The 16962-nt window shown below is 69.7% G+C and carries 13 protein-coding genes and 1 pseudogene; all 14 read left to right on the top strand.

The features are described 5' to 3' along the window. Positions 1-20: 20 nt before the first annotated feature. A complete protein-coding gene (locus H9L22_RS04830; protein ID WP_187721810.1) occupies positions 21-908 on the top strand; it encodes an AraC family transcriptional regulator in 888 nt (295 codons plus the stop codon). Positions 909-1062: 154 nt separating this feature from the next. Next, positions 1063-5591 (top strand): annotated as a pseudogene (gene gltB, locus H9L22_RS04835) (glutamate synthase large subunit). Further along, positions 5584-7050 carry a glutamate synthase subunit beta gene (locus H9L22_RS04840; RefSeq protein WP_187721811.1) on the top strand — a complete coding sequence of 489 codons (1467 nt, stop codon included), beginning with the start codon at positions 5584-5586 and terminating at the stop codon, positions 7048-7050. The pseudogene gltB and the gene H9L22_RS04840 overlap by 8 nt, the downstream one beginning before the upstream one ends. A gap of 75 nt (positions 7051-7125) precedes the next feature. Further along, on the top strand, positions 7126-7602 hold the full coding sequence (gene rpiB, locus H9L22_RS04845) for a ribose 5-phosphate isomerase B (RefSeq protein WP_187721812.1): 477 nt from the start codon (positions 7126-7128) through the stop codon (positions 7600-7602). A 61-nt stretch (positions 7603-7663) separates the two neighbouring features. Then, positions 7664-8809: an ROK family transcriptional regulator gene (locus H9L22_RS04850; RefSeq protein WP_187721813.1), complete on the top strand. Its 1146-nt coding sequence runs from the start codon at positions 7664-7666 to the stop codon at positions 8807-8809. 24 nt (positions 8810-8833) lie between these two features. Beyond that, entirely contained in the window at positions 8834-9349 is a 516-nt protein-coding gene (locus tag H9L22_RS04855; protein ID WP_226966129.1) for an extracellular solute-binding protein, read from the top strand. A 56-nt stretch (positions 9350-9405) separates the two neighbouring features. After that, positions 9406-9561 carry a hypothetical protein gene (locus H9L22_RS18530; protein ID WP_226966130.1) on the top strand — a complete coding sequence of 52 codons (156 nt, stop codon included), beginning with the start codon at positions 9406-9408 and terminating at the stop codon, positions 9559-9561. A gap of 132 nt (positions 9562-9693) precedes the next feature. Next, positions 9694-9999 (top strand): hypothetical protein, encoded by a 306-nt coding sequence (locus H9L22_RS18535; protein WP_226966131.1) that lies wholly within the window; start codon positions 9694-9696, stop codon positions 9997-9999. After that, positions 9996-10397, top strand: a complete 402-nt coding sequence (locus H9L22_RS18540; protein WP_226966132.1) for a carbohydrate ABC transporter permease — start codon at positions 9996-9998, stop codon at positions 10395-10397. The genes H9L22_RS18535 and H9L22_RS18540 overlap by 4 nt, the downstream gene beginning before the upstream one ends. After that, complete coding sequence (locus H9L22_RS04865; RefSeq protein WP_226966133.1) at positions 10394-11038, top strand: carbohydrate ABC transporter permease; 645 nt, start codon at positions 10394-10396, stop codon at positions 11036-11038. The genes H9L22_RS18540 and H9L22_RS04865 overlap by 4 nt, the downstream gene beginning before the upstream one ends. Continuing rightward, positions 11023-11226 (top strand): ABC transporter permease family protein, encoded by a 204-nt coding sequence (locus H9L22_RS18545; protein ID WP_226966134.1) that lies wholly within the window; start codon positions 11023-11025, stop codon positions 11224-11226. The genes H9L22_RS04865 and H9L22_RS18545 overlap by 16 nt, the downstream gene beginning before the upstream one ends. 3 nt (positions 11227-11229) lie before the next feature. Next, positions 11230-12729 carry a family 20 glycosylhydrolase gene (locus H9L22_RS04870; protein WP_187721814.1) on the top strand — a complete coding sequence of 500 codons (1500 nt, stop codon included), beginning with the start codon at positions 11230-11232 and terminating at the stop codon, positions 12727-12729. 87 nt (positions 12730-12816) lie between these two features. Further along, positions 12817-16392 carry a DNA polymerase III subunit alpha gene (dnaE, locus tag H9L22_RS04875; protein WP_187721815.1) on the top strand — a complete coding sequence of 1192 codons (3576 nt, stop codon included), beginning with the start codon at positions 12817-12819 and terminating at the stop codon, positions 16390-16392. Beyond that, positions 16389-16958, top strand: a complete 570-nt coding sequence (locus tag H9L22_RS04880) for a hypothetical protein (RefSeq protein WP_187721816.1) — start codon at positions 16389-16391, stop codon at positions 16956-16958. Before dnaE ends, H9L22_RS04880 begins: the two co-directional genes overlap by 4 nt. Positions 16959-16962 lie beyond the last annotated feature (4 nt).

Consider the following 16962-nt stretch of genomic DNA (forward strand, 5'->3'; position numbering starts at 1 on the left):
TGGTGCTTTTGACTGTGGGTATGGAGGAAACGCCGACCGACGACGGTGCAATGCGCGACGGCTTCGCTGGCCAGCGCATGGTGGTCGTGCCGCGCCCCGCGGTCCGGGCCGCGCTGAACCGGCCCGTGACCCGACGACTCGCCGTCACCGACGCCGGCTACTTCCCGCGGGCCGCCCGGCACGGGCGGATCCGGCCCGCCGGCGCCGCCGAGAATGTCCTGCTGGTCTGCACCGACGGCGCGGGCTGGTGCCGCCTCGACGGGGCCCGGCTGCCGGTGGGCCGCAGCGACGCCGTCGTGCTGCCCGCCCGGATCGCCCACGAGTACGGAGCCGCGGAGGAACGCCCGTGGACGCTGTGGTGGCTCCACTTCACCGGCGGCGACGCCGATGAGCTGGTGGCGGCCCTGCGGGCCTCGGCTGGGAGCCCCGTCTCCCACCTGGCCGATCCTGCGCCGCTGGCCAGCCTCGTCTCGCAGGCCATCGACGGCCTGGACGAGGCCACCCTCGGCGGGCTGGTCGCCGCGGCGGGGGCGGCCTGGCAGGCGCTCGCCACCCTCATCGCGACGGGCCGCCGTCCCTCGGGTGGAGGAACCGGGCCGGTCGAGCGGGCCCTGGCGCACCTGCGCGCCACCTCGCCGCGCCGCACGTCCGTCGACGAGCTGGCCGCCATGGTCGGCCTGTCGACCTCACAGTTCGCAGGCCTCTTCAAGGAGCAGGTGGGGGTCCCGCCGCTGCGGTACCAGAGCGACCTGCGGATGGCCAGGGCGCGGGAACTGCTCGACACGACCGACCTGAGCGTCGCCGCCGTCGCAGAGGCCTGCGGGTACGACGATCCGCTCTACTTCTCCCGGCAGTTCACGCGGCTGCATTCGGTGGCACCGAGCCGGTACCGGCAGCGCCCGTCATGACGTGCGCCACCTCGCGTGTTTCGGCGACGTAACAATTGTGCGAAGACATTTCGCATGCGGGTGGACTGGCTTGGAGAGTGGAAAATCGCGGTCCTAATGTGATGCCGCCGGGCAGGTTCCGGCGCAGTGTGCCCGCAACCGAGGAGGACCGTAGATGGCTCAGACCGTGTTCCCGCAGCGCGAGAAGATCGGACTCTACGATCCCGCCTTCGAGCACGACGCCTGCGGCGTGGCCTTCGTGGCCCGCCTCGACGGCGTCGCCCGCCACGAGATCGTCGCCCAGGGCCTCGAGGCCCTGCGCAACCTCGACCACCGCGGAGCCACCGGCGCCGACGAGGCCGCGGGCGACGGCGCAGGCATCCTGATCCAGGTGCCCGACGCCTTCCTGCGGGGGGTCCTCGACGTCCGGCTGCCGGACGCGGGGGAGTACGCCGTCGGCATGGCGTTCCTGCCCACCGACGCGGCCTCCAGGCAGACCGTCAGGACGGCCATCGAGGCGATCGCCGACGAGGTGGAGCTCGACGTCCTCGCCTGGCGCGAGGTGCCCGTCCGCACCGAGACCCTGTCGCCCATCTCCATCGGCGCCATGCCGCACTTCGAGCAGCTCGTCGTCGCCGGGCGCGCAGGCCAGGCGGGCATCGACCTCGACCGCCTCGCGTTCGTCCTGCGGCGCCGTGTCCAGCACGAGGCCGGGGTCTACTTCTCGTCGTTGTCGGCGCGCACGCTCGTCTACAAGGGCATGCTGACCACCGATCAGCTCGAGGAGGTCTTCCCCGAGCTGCACGACGAGCGGATGGCCTCGGCGCTGGCGCTGGTCCACTCCCGGTTCTCGACGAACACGTTCCCGGCGTGGGAGCTGGCCCACCCGTACCGCCTCATCGCCCACAACGGCGAGATCAACACCGTCCGCGGCAACCGCAACTGGATGCGGGCCCGCGAGGCCCTGCTCACCTCCGACCGGTTCCCCGGCGCGCTCGACAGGCTGTTTCCGATCTGCACCCCCGACGGCTCCGACTCGGCCTCGTTCGACGAGGTGTTGGAGCTGCTGCACCTGGGCGGGCGCTCGCTGCCGCACGCCGTCCTCATGATGATCCCCGAGGCCTGGGAGTCGCACGCGGAGATGGATCCGGCGCGGCGGGCGTTCTACGAGTACCACTCCATGATCATGGAGCCCTGGGACGGGCCCGCCTGCATGACGTTCACCGACGGCACCCTGATCGGCGCCTGCCTCGACCGCAACGGGCTGCGTCCCGGCCGGTTCTGGGAGACCGACGACGGGCTGGTCGTGTTCGCCTCCGAGGCGGGGGTGCTGCCCATCGAGCCGGAGCGGATCGTGCGGAAGGGAGGCTCCAGCCGGGCCGGATGCTCCTGCTCGACCTCGAGCGCCACGCCGTCCTGTCCGACGACGAGGTCAAGGGCGCGCTCGCCGCGGAGCACCCGTACGAGAAGTGGGTCGCCGACAACAAGATCGTGCTCGACGCCCTTCCGGGCCGGGCCCACATCGTCCACTCGCACAGCTCCGTCACCCGACGTCAGCAGGTCTTCGGCTACACGCAGGAGGAGCTGCGGGTCCTGATCGCCCCCATGGCGAACACGGGGGCCGAGGCCATCGGGTCGATGGGGACGGACTCGCCCATCGCGGTGCTCTCCAGCCGGCCGCGGCTGATCTTCGACTACTTCACGCAGCTGTTCGCGCAGGTCACGAATCCGCCCCTCGACGCGATCCGGGAGGAGCTGGTCACCAGCCTCACGGCCAAGATCGGGCCGGAGCGCAACCTGCTCGAGCCCACCCCCGAGGCGGCGCGCCTCATCATCATGGGCAAGCCGATCCTCGACTCGGAGCAGCTGGCCAAGATCGTCCGCCTCAACCGCGACGGCGAACTCCCCGGCTACCACACGCACGTCGTCAGCGGCCTCTACAAGGTCGCAGGCGGGGGACGGGCGTTGGCGTCGCGGATCGACGAGCTGTGCGGGGAGGTCTCGGCCGCGATCCGGGGTGGCGCCCGCGCCATCGTGCTCTCGGACCGCCACTCGACGCCCGAGCTGGCACCGATCCCGTCGCTGCTGCTGACCGCCGCCATCCACCATCACCTCGTCCGCGAGAAGACCCGCACCCAGGTGGGGCTCGTGGTCGAGGCGGGCGATGTGCGCGAGGTGCACCACATCGCGCTGCTGCTCGGGTACGGGGCGGCCGCCGTCAACCCCTACCTCGCGTTCGAGTCCGCCGAGGACCTGGCGCGGCGGGAGATGTACGTCGACGTCACGCCTGAGAAGGCGATCGCGAACGTCGCCAAGGCGCTGAGCAAGGGCGTGCTCAAGGTGATGAGCAAGATGGGCGTGAGCACCGTCGCCTCCTACACCGGCGCCCAGATCTTCGAATGCGTCGGCCTCGGCCGTGACGTGGTGGACCGCTACTTCACCGGCACCACCAGCCGGCTCGGCGGGCTCAGCCTCGACCAGCTCGCCGACGAGATCCGCAGCAGGCACCTGCAGGGCTATCCGGCCGACGGGATCCCGCTGGCGCACCGCGACCTGCAGGTCGGCGGCGAGTACCAGTGGCGTCGGGAGGGCGAGCCGCACCTCTTCGATCCGGAGACCGTGTTCAGGCTGCAGCACTCGACGCAGACCGGCGACTATGCGGCGTTCAAGAAGTACACGGCGCTGGTCAACGACAACGCGCGCCGGATCATGACGCTGCGCTCGCTCATGGAGTTCCGCAGCAGGGAGCCGATCAGCATCGACGAGGTCGAGTCGGCCACCGAGATCGTCAAGCGCTTCTCCACCGGCGCGATGAGCTACGGCTCCATCTCGATGGAGGCCCACCAGACGCTCGCCGTCGCCATGAACCGCATCGGCGGCAAGTCGAACACGGGCGAGGGCGGCGAGGACCCGGAACGGCTCCACGATCCGCAGCGCCGCTCGGCGATCAAGCAGGTCGCCTCCGGCCGGTTCGGGGTCACCTCCGAGTACCTCACCTACGCCGACGACATCCAGATCAAGATGGCGCAGGGGGCCAAGCCGGGGGAGGGCGGTCAGCTGCCCGGCCCCAAGGTCTACCCGTGGGTCGCACGGACGCGCCACTCGACGCCCGGCGTCGGCCTCATCTCGCCGCCCCCGCACCACGACATCTACTCCATCGAGGACCTCAAGCAGCTCATCCACGACCTCAAGTGCGCCAACACCCGCGCCCGGGTCCACGTGAAGCTCGTCTCCGAGATCGGGGTCGGGACGGTCGCGGCCGGCGTGTCCAAGGCCAAGGCCGACGTCGTGCTGATCTCCGGCCACGACGGCGGAACCGGGGCCGCGCCCCTGACCTCCGTCAAGCACGCGGGCGCCCCCTGGGAACTGGGCCTGGCTGAGACGCAGCAGACGCTGCTCCTCAACGGGCTGCGCGACCGGATCGTCGTCCAGTGCGATGGTCAACTGAAGACGGGCCGCGACGTGCTGGTCGCCGCCCTGCTCGGCGCCGAGGAGTTCGGCTTCGCCACCGCCCCGCTCGTGGTGTCCGGCTGCATCATGATGCGCGTCTGCCACAAGGACACCTGTCCCGTCGGCGTCGCGACGCAGAACCCCGAGCTGCGCGGTCGGTTCCACGGCGACCCCGACCACGTCGTCAACTTCTTCATGTTCATCGCCGAAGAGGTGCGAGAACTGCTGGCGCAGCTGGGCTTCCGCACCCTGGAGGAGGCCGTGGGTCGCGTGGACCTGCTGGACGTGAGCGCCGCCGTCGGCCACTGGAAGACCAGTGGGCTCGACCTCGCCCCGATCCTCACTTCGATCACTCCGCCGCCGGGCACGGCGCTGCACCGCACCACGGTGCAGGACCACGGCCTGGACGCCAAGCTGGACGTCGAGCTGATCCGCCTCGCGGCCCCGGCACTGACCGACGCCCTGCCGGTCCGGCACACGCTGCCCGTGCGGAACATCGACCGCACGGTGGGCACGATGCTCGGCCACGAGGTGACCAAGGCGACCGAGGGGCGCGGGCTCGAGCCCGGCACGATCGACTTCACCCTGACCGGGACCGGCGGGCAGAGCTTCGGCGCCTTCCTGCCGCGCGGCGTCACCCTGCGCCTGATCGGCGACTCGAACGACTACGTCGGCAAGGGGCTCTCGGGCGGACGCATTGTCATCACTCCGCCGGAGGGGGCCGGGTTCGACCCGGCCACCCAGATCGTGGCGGGCAACGTCATCGGCTACGGCGCCACCAGCGGGCAGCTGTTCCTACGCGGCCTGGTCGGCGAGCGGTTCTGCGTCCGCAACTCGGGGGCGACCGCCGTCGTGGAGGGCGTGGGCGATCACGGCGTGGAGTACATGACGGGGGGCGAGGTCCTGGTCCTGGGCCCGACGGGCCGCAACTTCGGGGCAGGCATGTCCGGGGGAGTGGCCTGGGTGCTCGACGCCCATCCGTTGCGGCTCAACACCGAGCTCGCCGACCCCGTGCCGATGGCACCGGGTGACGTGGCGCGCGTGCGCGAGCTGATGGCCGAGCACAGGGCGGAGACCGGCTCGCTGGTCGCCGACGCACTGCTCCACCTCGACGACGCCACGCTGGCGCGCCGCTTCACCAAGATCGAGCCGCGTGACTACGCGCGCGTCATGGCCGTGCGGGCCACCTCGGCCGCCGAGGGGCTCGACGAGAACGAGACCACCCAGCTGATGATGGAGGCCGCTCATGGCTGATCCGAAGGGCTTCATGACGACCCCCCGCGAGGTGGCGCAGCGCCGCCCGGTCGAGGAGCGCGTACACGACTGGAAGGAGGTCTACCCGGGCACGCCGGGCCGGGCCCTCCTGCCGATCATCTCGAAGCAGGCGGGCCGCTGCATGGACTGCGGCATCCCGTTCTGCCACAACGGCTGCCCGCTGGGCAATCTGATCCCCGAGTGGAACGACCTGGTGTGGCGCGACGAGTGGCAGCCGGCGCTCGAGCGGCTCCACGCCACCAACAACTTTCCGGAGTTCACCGGTCGCTTGTGCCCCGCGCCCTGCGAGACGGCCTGCGTCGTGGGCATCAACCGCGACCCCGTCACGATCAAGAACGTCGAGGTCGCCATCATCGACAAGGCGTGGGACGACTCGCGCGTCGTCCCGCAGCAGCCCGCCTGGCACACGGCCAAGACGGTCGCCGTCGTGGGCTCCGGGCCCGCGGGCCTGGCGGTGGCCCAGCAGCTGACGCGCGCCGGGCACACTGTCGTCGTCTACGAGCGGGCCGACGCCATCGGGGGACTGCTGCGCTACGGCATTCCCGAGTTCAAGATGGAGAAGGCCGTCCTCAACAGGCGCCTGAAGCAGATGGTGCTGGAGGGGACGCAGTTCAAGACGGGCGTCACCATCGGCCACGACATCTCCGGGCGCGACCTGCTCGACCAGTACGAGGCTGTGGTGCTCGCGATCGGCGCCACCCTGCCGCGGGACCTGCCTGCAGAGGGCCGGGAGCTCGGCGGCATCCACCAGGCCATGGAGTTCCTCCCGCAGGCCAACCGGGTCGCGCTGGGCGGACGCGTCGAGGACCAGATCACTGCGGCAGGCCGCGACGTCGTCATCATCGGCGGCGGCGACACCGGGGCGGACTGCCTCGGCACGTCGATCCGGCAGGGCGCCCGCTCCATCACGCAGCTGGAGATCATGCCGATGCCGCCGGAGCAGCGTCCGTCCGGACAGCCCTGGCCCACCTACCCCATGACGTTCAAGATCACCTCGGCGCACGAGGAGGGCGGGGACCGGGTCTACGCGGTGTCGACCGAGCGGTTCGTGGGCGACGAGCACGGCAACGTGGCGGGCCTCGACATCGTGGAGGTCAGGTTCGAGGCCGGGCGGTTCGTTCCCGTTGAGGGCACCCAGCGCCACATCCCGGCGCAGCTGGTGCTGCTGGCCATGGGGTTCAGCGGGCCGGAGCAGGCGGGGCTCGTGGAGGAGTTGGGGGTCGCCCTTGACCCGCGCGGCAACATCGTCCGCGACGAGTCGTTCGCGACGAACGTCCCCGGCGTCTTCGCCTGCGGCGACGCGGGGCGCGGCCAGTCGCTGATCGTGTGGGCGATCGCCGAAGGCCGCTCCTGCGCCAACGGGGTGGACGCGTTCCTGTCCGGTTCCTCGAAGCTGCCCCGGCCGATAGGCCCGGAGCTGCGGCAGCTGCTCGTCTGATGCAGGGCCCCCGGCGCCGCCCCGGGATTCCGGGGCGGCGCCGGTATGCTGTGGGGCGACCCGAAGGGAAGTGCAATGCGCGTAGCCGTCGCCAGCGACCACACCGCCATGGAGCTCCGCCAGGAGATCATCGATCTCGTCCGCGGACTCGGACACGAGGTCTCCGACCTCGGCACCCACGACCCGACGAAGGCCGACTACCCGGTGTACGGCCGGCTCGTCGGCGAGGCCGTCGCGGCCGGTGAGTTCGACCGGGGGATCGCGATCTGCGGCACCGGCATCGGCATCTCCATCGCCGCCAACAAGGTCGACGGCGTGCGCTGCGTCGTGTGTTCCGAGCCGTACTCCGCCGTGCTGTCGCGTCGGCACAACGACTCGAACGTCCTCGCCTTCGGCGCGCGCGTCATCGGCAACGAGATGGCCAAGCTGATCACGCAGCAGTGGCTGGAGACCGAGTTCGAGGGTGGGCGCCATCAGCGCAGGGTGAACCAGCTCATGGCGATCCAGAACGGCGTCGCGATCGAGGATCAGGTCGACCCGGGACTCTGCTGACGCGCCCTGGGGGGTGCCCGCCTGGCGATGATCACGCCGCGGCAATGCTTAACTAACAAACATGACACCGGCGATCACACCACAGGGCATCGGCAGCCTTGCCGTCTCCTCGGCTTCGCTGGGTCAGGCGAAACTGCGTCCCGAGGACGCACGCCGGTACAACCGCTCGCTGGTGCTCACGGTGCTCTTCCGCGAGGCGCCGATGAGCCGCGCGGACCTGGCCCGGGCCACGGGCCTGACCCGCGTCACGATCTCCGCGCTGGTCGCCGACCTCATCGACGAGCACTACGTGGTCGAGATCGGGCTGAGCGACGATGTGCGCCCCGGCAAGCCCGCGACGATGATCGACCTGGACACCACGAGCCGCTGCGTCGTCACGCTCGACCTCTCCGGCAACGACGCCCTCACGGGTGCCCAGCTCACCGTCCGCGGTGAGGTCATCTCCAGCATCTCGCGGCCCCGACCCGCCGACGGCCCCGCCATCCTCGAGGCGGCCCTCCAGCTCGTCACAGACCTGGTCGCGTCCGCCCCCAGCGCGGTCGCGGGGGTCGGCGTCGGCACGCCCGGCATCGTCGACGCCAACGGCACCGTGCTCAGCGCCCCGAACTTCGGATGGGAGGACGTCGCGCTCGCCCGCCTCATCGGGGAGCGGGTGGACGTCCCCGTCATCGTCACCAACGACGCCAACGCCGCGGTGCTCGGCGAGTTCATCTTCGGCGGGTCCGCCCAGGACGTGCTCCTGATCCGCATCGGACGCGGCGTCGGTTCCGGACTGCTGACCTGCGGGCGCGTCCTGGCGGGTTCGCACCTCGCCGGAGGCGAGCTCGGCCACGTCACGGTCGGCACCGACGGCGGCCCGCAGTGCGCCTGCGGCAAGGTCGGGTGCCTGGAGGCCTGGCTCGCGGAGAGCGCCCTGGCCGCCCACGTCGCGGCCAGCGACACCGCAGCTCTGCGTGCCGCGGGCGAGCGGCTGGGCATCGCCCTTGCCCCGGTGCTCGGCGTCCTCGACATCTCCGAGATCCTTCTTTCCGGTCGCCCCGAGCTCCTCGACGGCGAACTCAAACAGGCGACCTTCGAGACCCTGCGCGCCCGGACCCTGACCGACTTCCATGACGCGGTCGAGGTCCGGATGGCAGGCCAAGGCGACGACATCGTGCTGCGCGGTGCCGCCGTCCCCGTCCTCAACGCCCAGTTGGGACTCTTCTGATCCGGCCTCCGGCCACCCCCAGGGATGCACTCCCGCGGTGTCTCCGGCGTCTGGTTCCCGGGCAAGGACTGGTACAACGCCCTCCCGTTCATCTGGGAGAACGGCGGCGAGGTCGCCGTCGAGATGGACGGCAAGTGGGACGCCCAGTTCTCGAGCCCCGAGTCGCAGGCCGGCATCAAGCAGGTCCAGGAGATCATGACCAAGGGCTCCACCGCCCCGAAGGACGGCGACGAGCGTGACGCCTGGGTGCCGCTGCGCACCGAGAAGGCCGCCACTCTGTCGGCCCCCAGCTGGGCGTACTGGTCGATCATCGCCGACGAGGACAAGAAGGACACCGCGCTGACCACCACGCTCGGCTACTTCAACCTCCCGGGCAAGGACGGCGGCGTCGCCTCCGTGTTCGCCGGCGGCTCGAACATCGGGATCTCGGCCAAGTCGGCCAACCCCGAGCTCGCCCAGAAGGCGCTCGAGATCATCATGAGCGAGGAGTACCAGACGATCCTGGCGAGGGTGGCCTCGTCCCGGCCCGCACCTCCCTGAGCGGCAAGGTCGCGGCGGCGACGCCCGAGCTGGCCGCGCTGATCGCCGAGGCCGCAGTGAACGCCCGCCTCACCCCGCCCAGCGCCAACTGGGCCGAGGTCGAGGCGCAGGGTCTCCTGCAGGACTACTTCGTGCAGGTTGCCAACGGCGGTGACACTGCGGCGCTGGCCGCCGAGCTCGACACCAAGATCGAGGCGATCCTGAACGCCTGATCCGTTCACGCACCACCAGGTCGGGGTCCGGGGGACACGTTCCCCCGGACCCCGCACCATCACGTGCACCCACGCCCAGAGAGAAAGGGAGGGACCCATGCTGGCTCCCCGCGGCACCTCCTCACCGACCCCGTGTTCTGGGCCGTGCTCGGCCGCAGCATCGCGTTCGCCGCCGTGTGCGTCGTGCTGACCATGCTGCTCGGCGTCGCCATCGCGGTGCTGATGACGAAGCTGGGCGCCGTGATGCGCACCGTCGTCTCCGTCGGCCTGCTGCTCGCCTGGTCGATGCCGGCGCTGACCGCGACCATCGTGTGGGGCTGGATCTTCGACACGTCCTACGGCCTCGTGAACCACCTGCTCACCCGCGTCACCGGCGACAACTGGATGGGCTACAGCTGGCTGATCAACCCCTGCAGTTCTTCACCGTCGCCGGCATGATCATCGTCTGGGGCGCTGTCCCGTTCGTGGCGCTCAGTCTCTACGCCGCGCTGACGCAGGTGCCGGGAGAGGTCCTCGAGGCCGCCTCCCTCGACGGTGCAGGAGGCCTGAAGCGCTTCTGGTTCATCACCGTCCCCTACATCCGCTCCATCCTCGTCGTCCTCGTGATCCTGCAGATCATCTGGGACCTGCGCGTCTTCGCGCAGATCTACGCGCTGCAGACCATCGGCGGGGTGCGCGAGACCACCAACACCATCGGCGTCTACATCTACAACGAGTCCATGGCCTCCGGAAAGCTCGGCACTGGCGGCGCCATCTCCGTGATCCTCGTCGCCATCATGCTCGCCATCTCGGCGTACTACATCCGGCTCACCCTGAAGCAGGAGGATGACCAGTGAAGGCCAGGAAGTTCCTCTCCCGCAGCGCGCTCAACATCGCCGCGCTCATCGTTTTCGTCTGCTCGGCGTTCCCCGTCTACTGGATGGTGAACACGTCCTTCCTTCCCGCCTCGGCGATCAAGGGCGACACCGTCCACATGTGGCCTGACGAGTTCACGCTGCGCAACTACTCGACAGCACGGGACGGCGGCTTCCTGTCGGCGCTGAAGGTGTCGCTGAGCGCCACCGGCATCACGCTCGTCGTGGCCCTGCTGTTCGCGTTCATGGCCGCACTGGCGCTGTCGCGCTTCAAGTTCCGCTCCCGCAAGTCGATCATCGTCCTGGTGCTGGTGATCCAGATGATCCCGGCCGAGGCGCTCATCATCTCGACGTTCCGGGTGCTCGACGGCTGGTACGCGACCAACACCATCCTCGGCCTGTCGGGCGTCTACATCGCCATGGTGCTGCCGTTCACCATCTGGACGCTGCGTGGCTTCGTCAACGGCGTCCCCGCCGACCTGGAGGAGGCCGCCATGATCGACGGCTGCAGCCGGTCGGGCGCGTTCTGGCGGATCACCTTCCCGCTGCTCGCCCCGGCCTCGTCGCCACGGGCGTGTTCGCGTTCATCCAGGCGTGGAACGAGTTCGTGTTCGCCCTGGTGATCATGAACCGGCCCGAGAGCCAGACGCTGCCGATCTGGCTGCGGACCTTCGTCCAGGCGACGAAGGCCACCGACTGGGCAGTCGTGATGGCGGGCTCTACGCTGATGGCGATCCCTGTCGTGATCTTCTTCCTCATCGTCCAGGGCCGCATGACCTCGTCCATGGTCTCCGGCGCAGTGAAAGGTTAGTCAATGGCCGACTACAACCTCGTCCCCGTACCCGTGCACCTCGAGGAGGGCGACGGCGTCCTGCCGCTGGCCGGCGTCACCGTCGGCGGCCCGCTGGCGGAGCTTCTCGCCTCCGAGCTGGCCACCCTCATCGGCGGCGACGTCCCCGTCGTCCAGGAGCCGGTCGTCTCGCTGGCCGTGGAGGACGGGGGAGAGGCCGGCTCCTACGAGCTGGCGATCACCCCCGGCGGCGCCACCGTCACCGGCGCCGACCGGGCCGGCCTGCGCTACGGCATCTTCACCCTCGCTCAGCTCGCGCGGCGCGCGGGGGAGGGCTGGGAGCTGCCGGCGGTCGCCATCCAGGACGCGCCGCGGTTCGCCTACCGCGGCGTCATGCTGGACACCGCCCGTCACTTCTTCGACGTGGCCACGGTCAAGCGGGTCATCGACCGCGCGGCGCGGCTGAAGCTCAACGTCCTGCACCTGCACCTGACGGACGACCAGGGCTGGCGGATCGAGATCGAGTCCCGGCCGGAGCTCACCCGGCTCGCCTCGGGCACCGGCGTGTTCTCCGACGAGGGCGGCCACTACACGAAGGCCGACTTTGCGGAGATCGTCGCCTATGCGGCCGCCAACGACATGGTCGTCGTCCCCGAGATCGACCTGCCGGGTCACACGCACGCCATCTCCCTCGCCTACCCCGACCTGATGGAGGAGCCCCAACTGCTTCCCAGCGTCATGGAGTCGGTCGAGGCCTACGGCGGCGACGCCCCCATCAACGGAGAGCCCTACCGCGGCATGGCCGTCGGCTTCTCGTCGGTGCGGATCGACCACGAACCCACCTACGAGTTCCTGGCCGACGTGCTGGGTGACCTCGCCGAGATGACGCCCGGCCCCTGGCTGCACATCGGCGGCGACGAGTGCCACGGCACGGACAAGGCCGACTACGTCGCCTTCATCAACCGGGTCACCGATATGGTCGCCGGGCTGGGCAAGACCCCCATGCTGTGGCACGAGGCGGGTGCGGCGGACTCCCTGGCCTCCGGCGCCGTCGGCCAGTTCTGGGATCTGCGCAGCCACGACGCGGACGTCGCCGAGAAGACGCGGGCGTTCCCCGCGGTGGGAGGTAAGGTCGTGCTCTCTCCGGCCGATGCGGCCTACCTCGACATGAAGTACGACGCGGACACCGAGATCGGGCTGGTCTGGGCCGACGGCCCCACCAGCGTCGAGCGCTCGTACGACTGGGAGCCCGGCACGCTGGTCCACGGACTGGCCGAGGACGACATCCTGGGCGTCGAGGCGCCGCTGTGGACCGAGACGGTCACCGACCTGGCCGCCATCGACCAGCTCATGTTCCCGCGGCTCGCGTCGGCGGCGGAGCATGCCTGGTCGCCCGCCAAGGGCGCGCACCCCTCCCGTACCTGGGAGTCGTTCGCCGACCGCCTCGGCGGCCTCGCCCCCCTGTGGGAGGCGCAGGGCGTCGGATTCCACCGCAGCCAGGAGATTGCCTGGGTCGACGCCTGACCGTCTGCGACGCCGGTCACCCCGATCAACCTGACGGGGTGGCCGGCGTCCGGCTTGTCGGGGGCCGCCGGTCCCCGCGGCCGGGGTATGGTGGGTCGTCGTCGCCAGGGTTTGGAGGAACCGTTGTCAGATTCGTTCGTGCACCTTCACACCCACACCGAGTTCTCGATGCTCGACGGCGCCGCGCGGGTCAAGGACCTGTTCGAGGGTGCGCAGCGGATGGGGATGCCCGCGCTGGCCATGACCGACCACGGGAACCTGTTCGGCGCATACGAGTTCTACAAGGCGTCGAAGGACTACGACGTCAAGCCGATCATCGGCCTTGAGGCCTACCTCACGCCCCGCACCCACCGCTCCGAGCGCAAGCGCGTCCAGTTCGGCGACGGCACCGGCGACGACGTCGCCTCGAAGGGTGCCTACACGCACATGACCATGTGGGCGGCCAACACCGCCGGCATGCACAACCTGTTCCGGCTGAGCACCCGCAGCTCGCTCGAGGGCTTCTTCTACAAGCCGCGCGCCGACCGGGAACTGCTGAACGAATACGGCAACGGCCTCATCGCGACGACGGGCTGCCCCTCCGGCGAGGTGCAGACCTTCCTGCGGCTCGGCCAGTACAACAACGCCAGGGAGGCGGCGTCCGAGTTCCGCGACATCTTCGGCGAGGGCAACTTCTACGTCGAACTGATGGACCACGGCCTCGACATCGAGACGCGCGTCCGCAAGGACCTGCTGCGGCTCGCGAAGGAACTGAGCCTGCCGCTGGTGGCCAGCAACGACCTCCACTACGTGCACGCCGAGGACGCCGACGCGCACGACACGCTCCTGTGCGTGTCGTCCGGCTCCCGCAAGGCGCAGCCCGACCGGTTCAAGTTCGACGGCAACGGCTACTACCTCAAGTCGCCCGCGGAGATGCGGGCGCTGTTCCGGGAACTCCCCGAGGCGTGCGACAACACCCTGGCCATCGCCGAGCGGATCGAGACGAAGTTCGATGAGGGCATCGGCACCTACATGCCCCGCTTCGACGTGCCAGAGGGCCACACCGAGGACTCCTGGTTCCGCGCTGAGGTAATGCGCGGGCTCGACTACCGTTACCCGCAGGGCATCAGCGCCCAGACCATGAAGCGCGCCGAGTACGAGATCGGCATCATCATCCAGATGGGCTTCTCCGGCTACTTCCTCGTGGTCGCCGACTTCATCAACTGGGCCAAGCACAACGGCGTCCGCGTCGGCCCCGGCCGTGGCTCGGGCGCAGGATCCATGTGCGCGTACGCCATGCGCATCACCGACCTCGACCCGATCGAGCACGGCCTGATTTTCGAGCGCTTCCTCAACCCGGAACGCGTCTCCATGCCCGACTTCGACATCGACTTCGACGATCGTCGCCGCGGCGAGGTGATCAACTACGTCACGGAGAAGTACGGCAAGGAGTACGTGGCCCAGATCGTCACGTACGGCTCCATCAAGGCCAAGGCCGCGGTGAAGGACTCGGCCCGGGTGCTCGACATGCCGTTCGCCATCGGCGAGCAGATCACCAAGGCCATGCCGGCCGACGTGATGGGCAAGGGCGTGCCGCTGAGCGAGCTGTTCAACGAGGAGCACAAACGCTACGCGGAGGGCAACGAGTTCCGCGAGCTCTACGCTTCGTCGCCCGACGTGCGCACCGTCGTCGACACAGCCAAGGGCATCGAGGGACTGAAGCGCCAGTGGGGTGTCCACGCCGCCGGCGTCATCATGAGCCGTGCGCCCCTCATCGACATCGTGCCGCTCATGAAGCGCGAGGCCGACGGCGCCATCATCACGCAGTTCGACTACCCGGGCTGCGAGTCGCTCGGGCTGATCAAGATGGACTTCCTCGGCCTGCGGAACCTGACGGTCCTCGACGACGCGGTGCGCAACGTCAAGCTCAACCAGGGCGTCGACATCGACCTGGAGCAGTTGGAGCTCGACGACCCCAAGACGTTCGACCTGCTGCAGCGCGGCGACACGCTCGGCGTGTTCCAGCTCGACGGCGGCCCCATGCGGGCCCTGCTGCGGTCCATGCAGCCCGACTGCTTCGACGACATCTCCGCCGTCGGCGCCCTCTACCGTCCCGGCCCCATGGGCGCCGATTCCCACAACAAGTACGCCCGCCGCAAGACGGGGCGCGAGCCCGTCGAGCCGCTCCACCCCGACCTCGCCGAAGCGCTCGAGCCGATCCTCGGCGAGACGTACGGACTGATCGTCTACCAGGAGCAGGTGATGGCGATCGCGCAGCAGCTAGCCGGCTACACCCTGGGTGGAGCCGACATGCTGCGCCGCGCCATGGGCAAGAAGAAGAAGTCCGAGCTGGACGCCCAGTACGAGGTGTTCTCGGGCGGCATGATCGAGCGCGGCTTCTCGAAGGCGTCGATCCAGGCGCTGTGGGACGTGCTGCTTCCCTTCTCCGACTACGCCTTCAACAAGGCCCACTCCGCGGCCTACGGCGTCATCTCGTACTGGACGGCGTGGCTCAAGGCCAACTACCCGGTCGAGTACATGGCGGCGCTGCTGCAGTCGGTACGCGACGACAAGGACAAGTCGGCGCTCTACCTCGCCGAGTGTCGGCACATGGGCATCGAGGTGCTGCCGCCGGACGTCAACTCCTCCGAGGTCATGTTCACCCCGGTGGGGGAGCACATCCGCTTCGGCCTCGGCGCGGTCCGCAACGTGGGCGACAAGGTCGTCAACGCCTGGATCGAGGAGCGGCACACGGCGGGCCCCGCCACCGACTTCCACGACTTCCTCGACAAGGCCCCGCTGCTGATGTGCAACAAGCGGGTCATCGAGTCGCTCATCAAGGCGGGCGCCTTCGACGACCTCGGGCACACGCGCCGCTCCCTGATGGGGATCTTCGAGGAGGCCGTCGACTCCATCATCGACGTGAAGCGCAACGCGGAGAACGGGCAGGACGGCTTCGACTTCGGCTTCGCTGAGGCGACCGAGGAGTCGGGCGGCCCGGCCCTGACGGCCCACATTCCGGAGGTCGACGAGTGGGACCGGCGCACCAAGCTCGCGTTCGAGCGGGAGATGCTCGGCCTGTACGTCTCCGACCACCCGCTCAACGGGCTGGAGCACGTGCTGCAGTCCAACAGTGAGCGGCCCATCGCCTCGGCGGCGGCGGAGGACGGCTACCGCGGTCCCTCCAAGCTGTGCGGGCTCATCACCGCCGTCAACCGCCGTGTGAACAAGGCGGGCAACATCTGGGCCCAGATCGTGCTGGAGGACCTGACCAGCTCCATCGAGGTCACCGTGTTCCCCCGCGTCTACGACCAGGTGGCGGCCCACCTCGTGCCCGACACGATCGTGTCGGTCGACGGCATCGTCGAGTCCGGGGAGGACCGGGGCCGCGTCCGGGCCCAGAACATCGTCTCGCCGCACATGAGCGCAGAAGGCAACGCCGGGCCCCTCGCGCTGACGCTGCCGGCGGTGCGCTGCACTCCGGGGGTCGTCAACCGGCTCAAGACGATCCTCGCCCAGTACCCCGGGTCGGCGGAGGTCCACCTGAACCTGCGCACCGGTGACCAGGTCAAGACGTTCAGGCTCGGCGACGGGTTCCGCGTCGAGCTCACCTCGGCTCTCTTCGCGGACCTCAAGGCGGTGCTCGGCCCCTCCTGCGTCGGTCTCGGGAGAGAATCCCAGTGAGCGACGACATCCTGGTCCTGTCGCGGCAGCGGCAACTGGCGGAGCTGTGGGGACGCACCTCGTGGCGGTCGATGGTCTACCTGACGCTCTGCGTCGCCCTCGGCGCGATCGGGGGCCTCATCTGGGCCGGCATCACACCGCTGGCGACGTACACGATCGGCGACGTCCTCGTGGCGACCATCTCCGAGCGGGGCCAGGCGAGCATCGTCGCCGCCGATGCCACCTTCACCCTCATCGCCTGCGCCGGAGGGCTGCTGAGCGGCATCGCGGGTTGGTTCGTGCTGCAGACCCGCGGCTGGGTCGTCATCGCCGTGCCGCCGCTGGCCGCGGCCCTGGCCGGGCTGATGACGTGGCGGGTGGGGCTCGTCGTGGGCAGCAGTGGCTTCGCGGAGCGCATCGCTGCGGCGCCTGTCGGCGACGTCGTACAGATCGATCTGCAGCTGCGGGCCTTGTCGGCGCTGCTTGTCGGCCCGTTCGCCGCCGTCACCCCCATCATGCTGCTCGCAGCCTTCTGGCCGGAGCCGCCCGATGGGCACGGTCAGGCCATCGAGTCGCCGTCCGACTAGAATC

The organism is Tessaracoccus defluvii, from assembly GCF_014489575.1.
Lineage (GTDB): Bacteria > Actinomycetota > Actinomycetes > Propionibacteriales > Propionibacteriaceae > Arachnia > Arachnia defluvii.

What these genes read in the sequence shown, in the direction of transcription:
- H9L22_RS04830 (WP_187721810.1), top strand. Translation starts at nt 21, where the DNA reads ATGGAGGAAACGCCGACCGACGACGGTGCAATGCGCGACGGCTTCGCT.
- H9L22_RS04840 (WP_187721811.1), top strand. Translation starts at nt 5,584, where the DNA reads ATGGCTGATCCGAAGGGCTTCATGACGACCCCCCGCGAGGTGGCGCAG.
- rpiB (WP_187721812.1), top strand. Translation starts at nt 7,126, where the DNA reads ATGCGCGTAGCCGTCGCCAGCGACCACACCGCCATGGAGCTCCGCCAG.
- H9L22_RS04850 (WP_187721813.1), top strand. Translation starts at nt 7,664, where the DNA reads ATGACACCGGCGATCACACCACAGGGCATCGGCAGCCTTGCCGTCTCC.
- H9L22_RS04855 (WP_226966129.1), top strand. Translation starts at nt 8,834, where the DNA reads ATGCACTCCCGCGGTGTCTCCGGCGTCTGGTTCCCGGGCAAGGACTGG.
- H9L22_RS18540 (WP_226966132.1), top strand. Translation starts at nt 9,996, where the DNA reads ATGATCATCGTCTGGGGCGCTGTCCCGTTCGTGGCGCTCAGTCTCTAC.
- H9L22_RS04870 (WP_187721814.1), top strand. Translation starts at nt 11,230, where the DNA reads ATGGCCGACTACAACCTCGTCCCCGTACCCGTGCACCTCGAGGAGGGC.
- dnaE (WP_187721815.1), top strand. Translation starts at nt 12,817, where the DNA reads ATGGTGGGTCGTCGTCGCCAGGGTTTGGAGGAACCGTTGTCAGATTCG.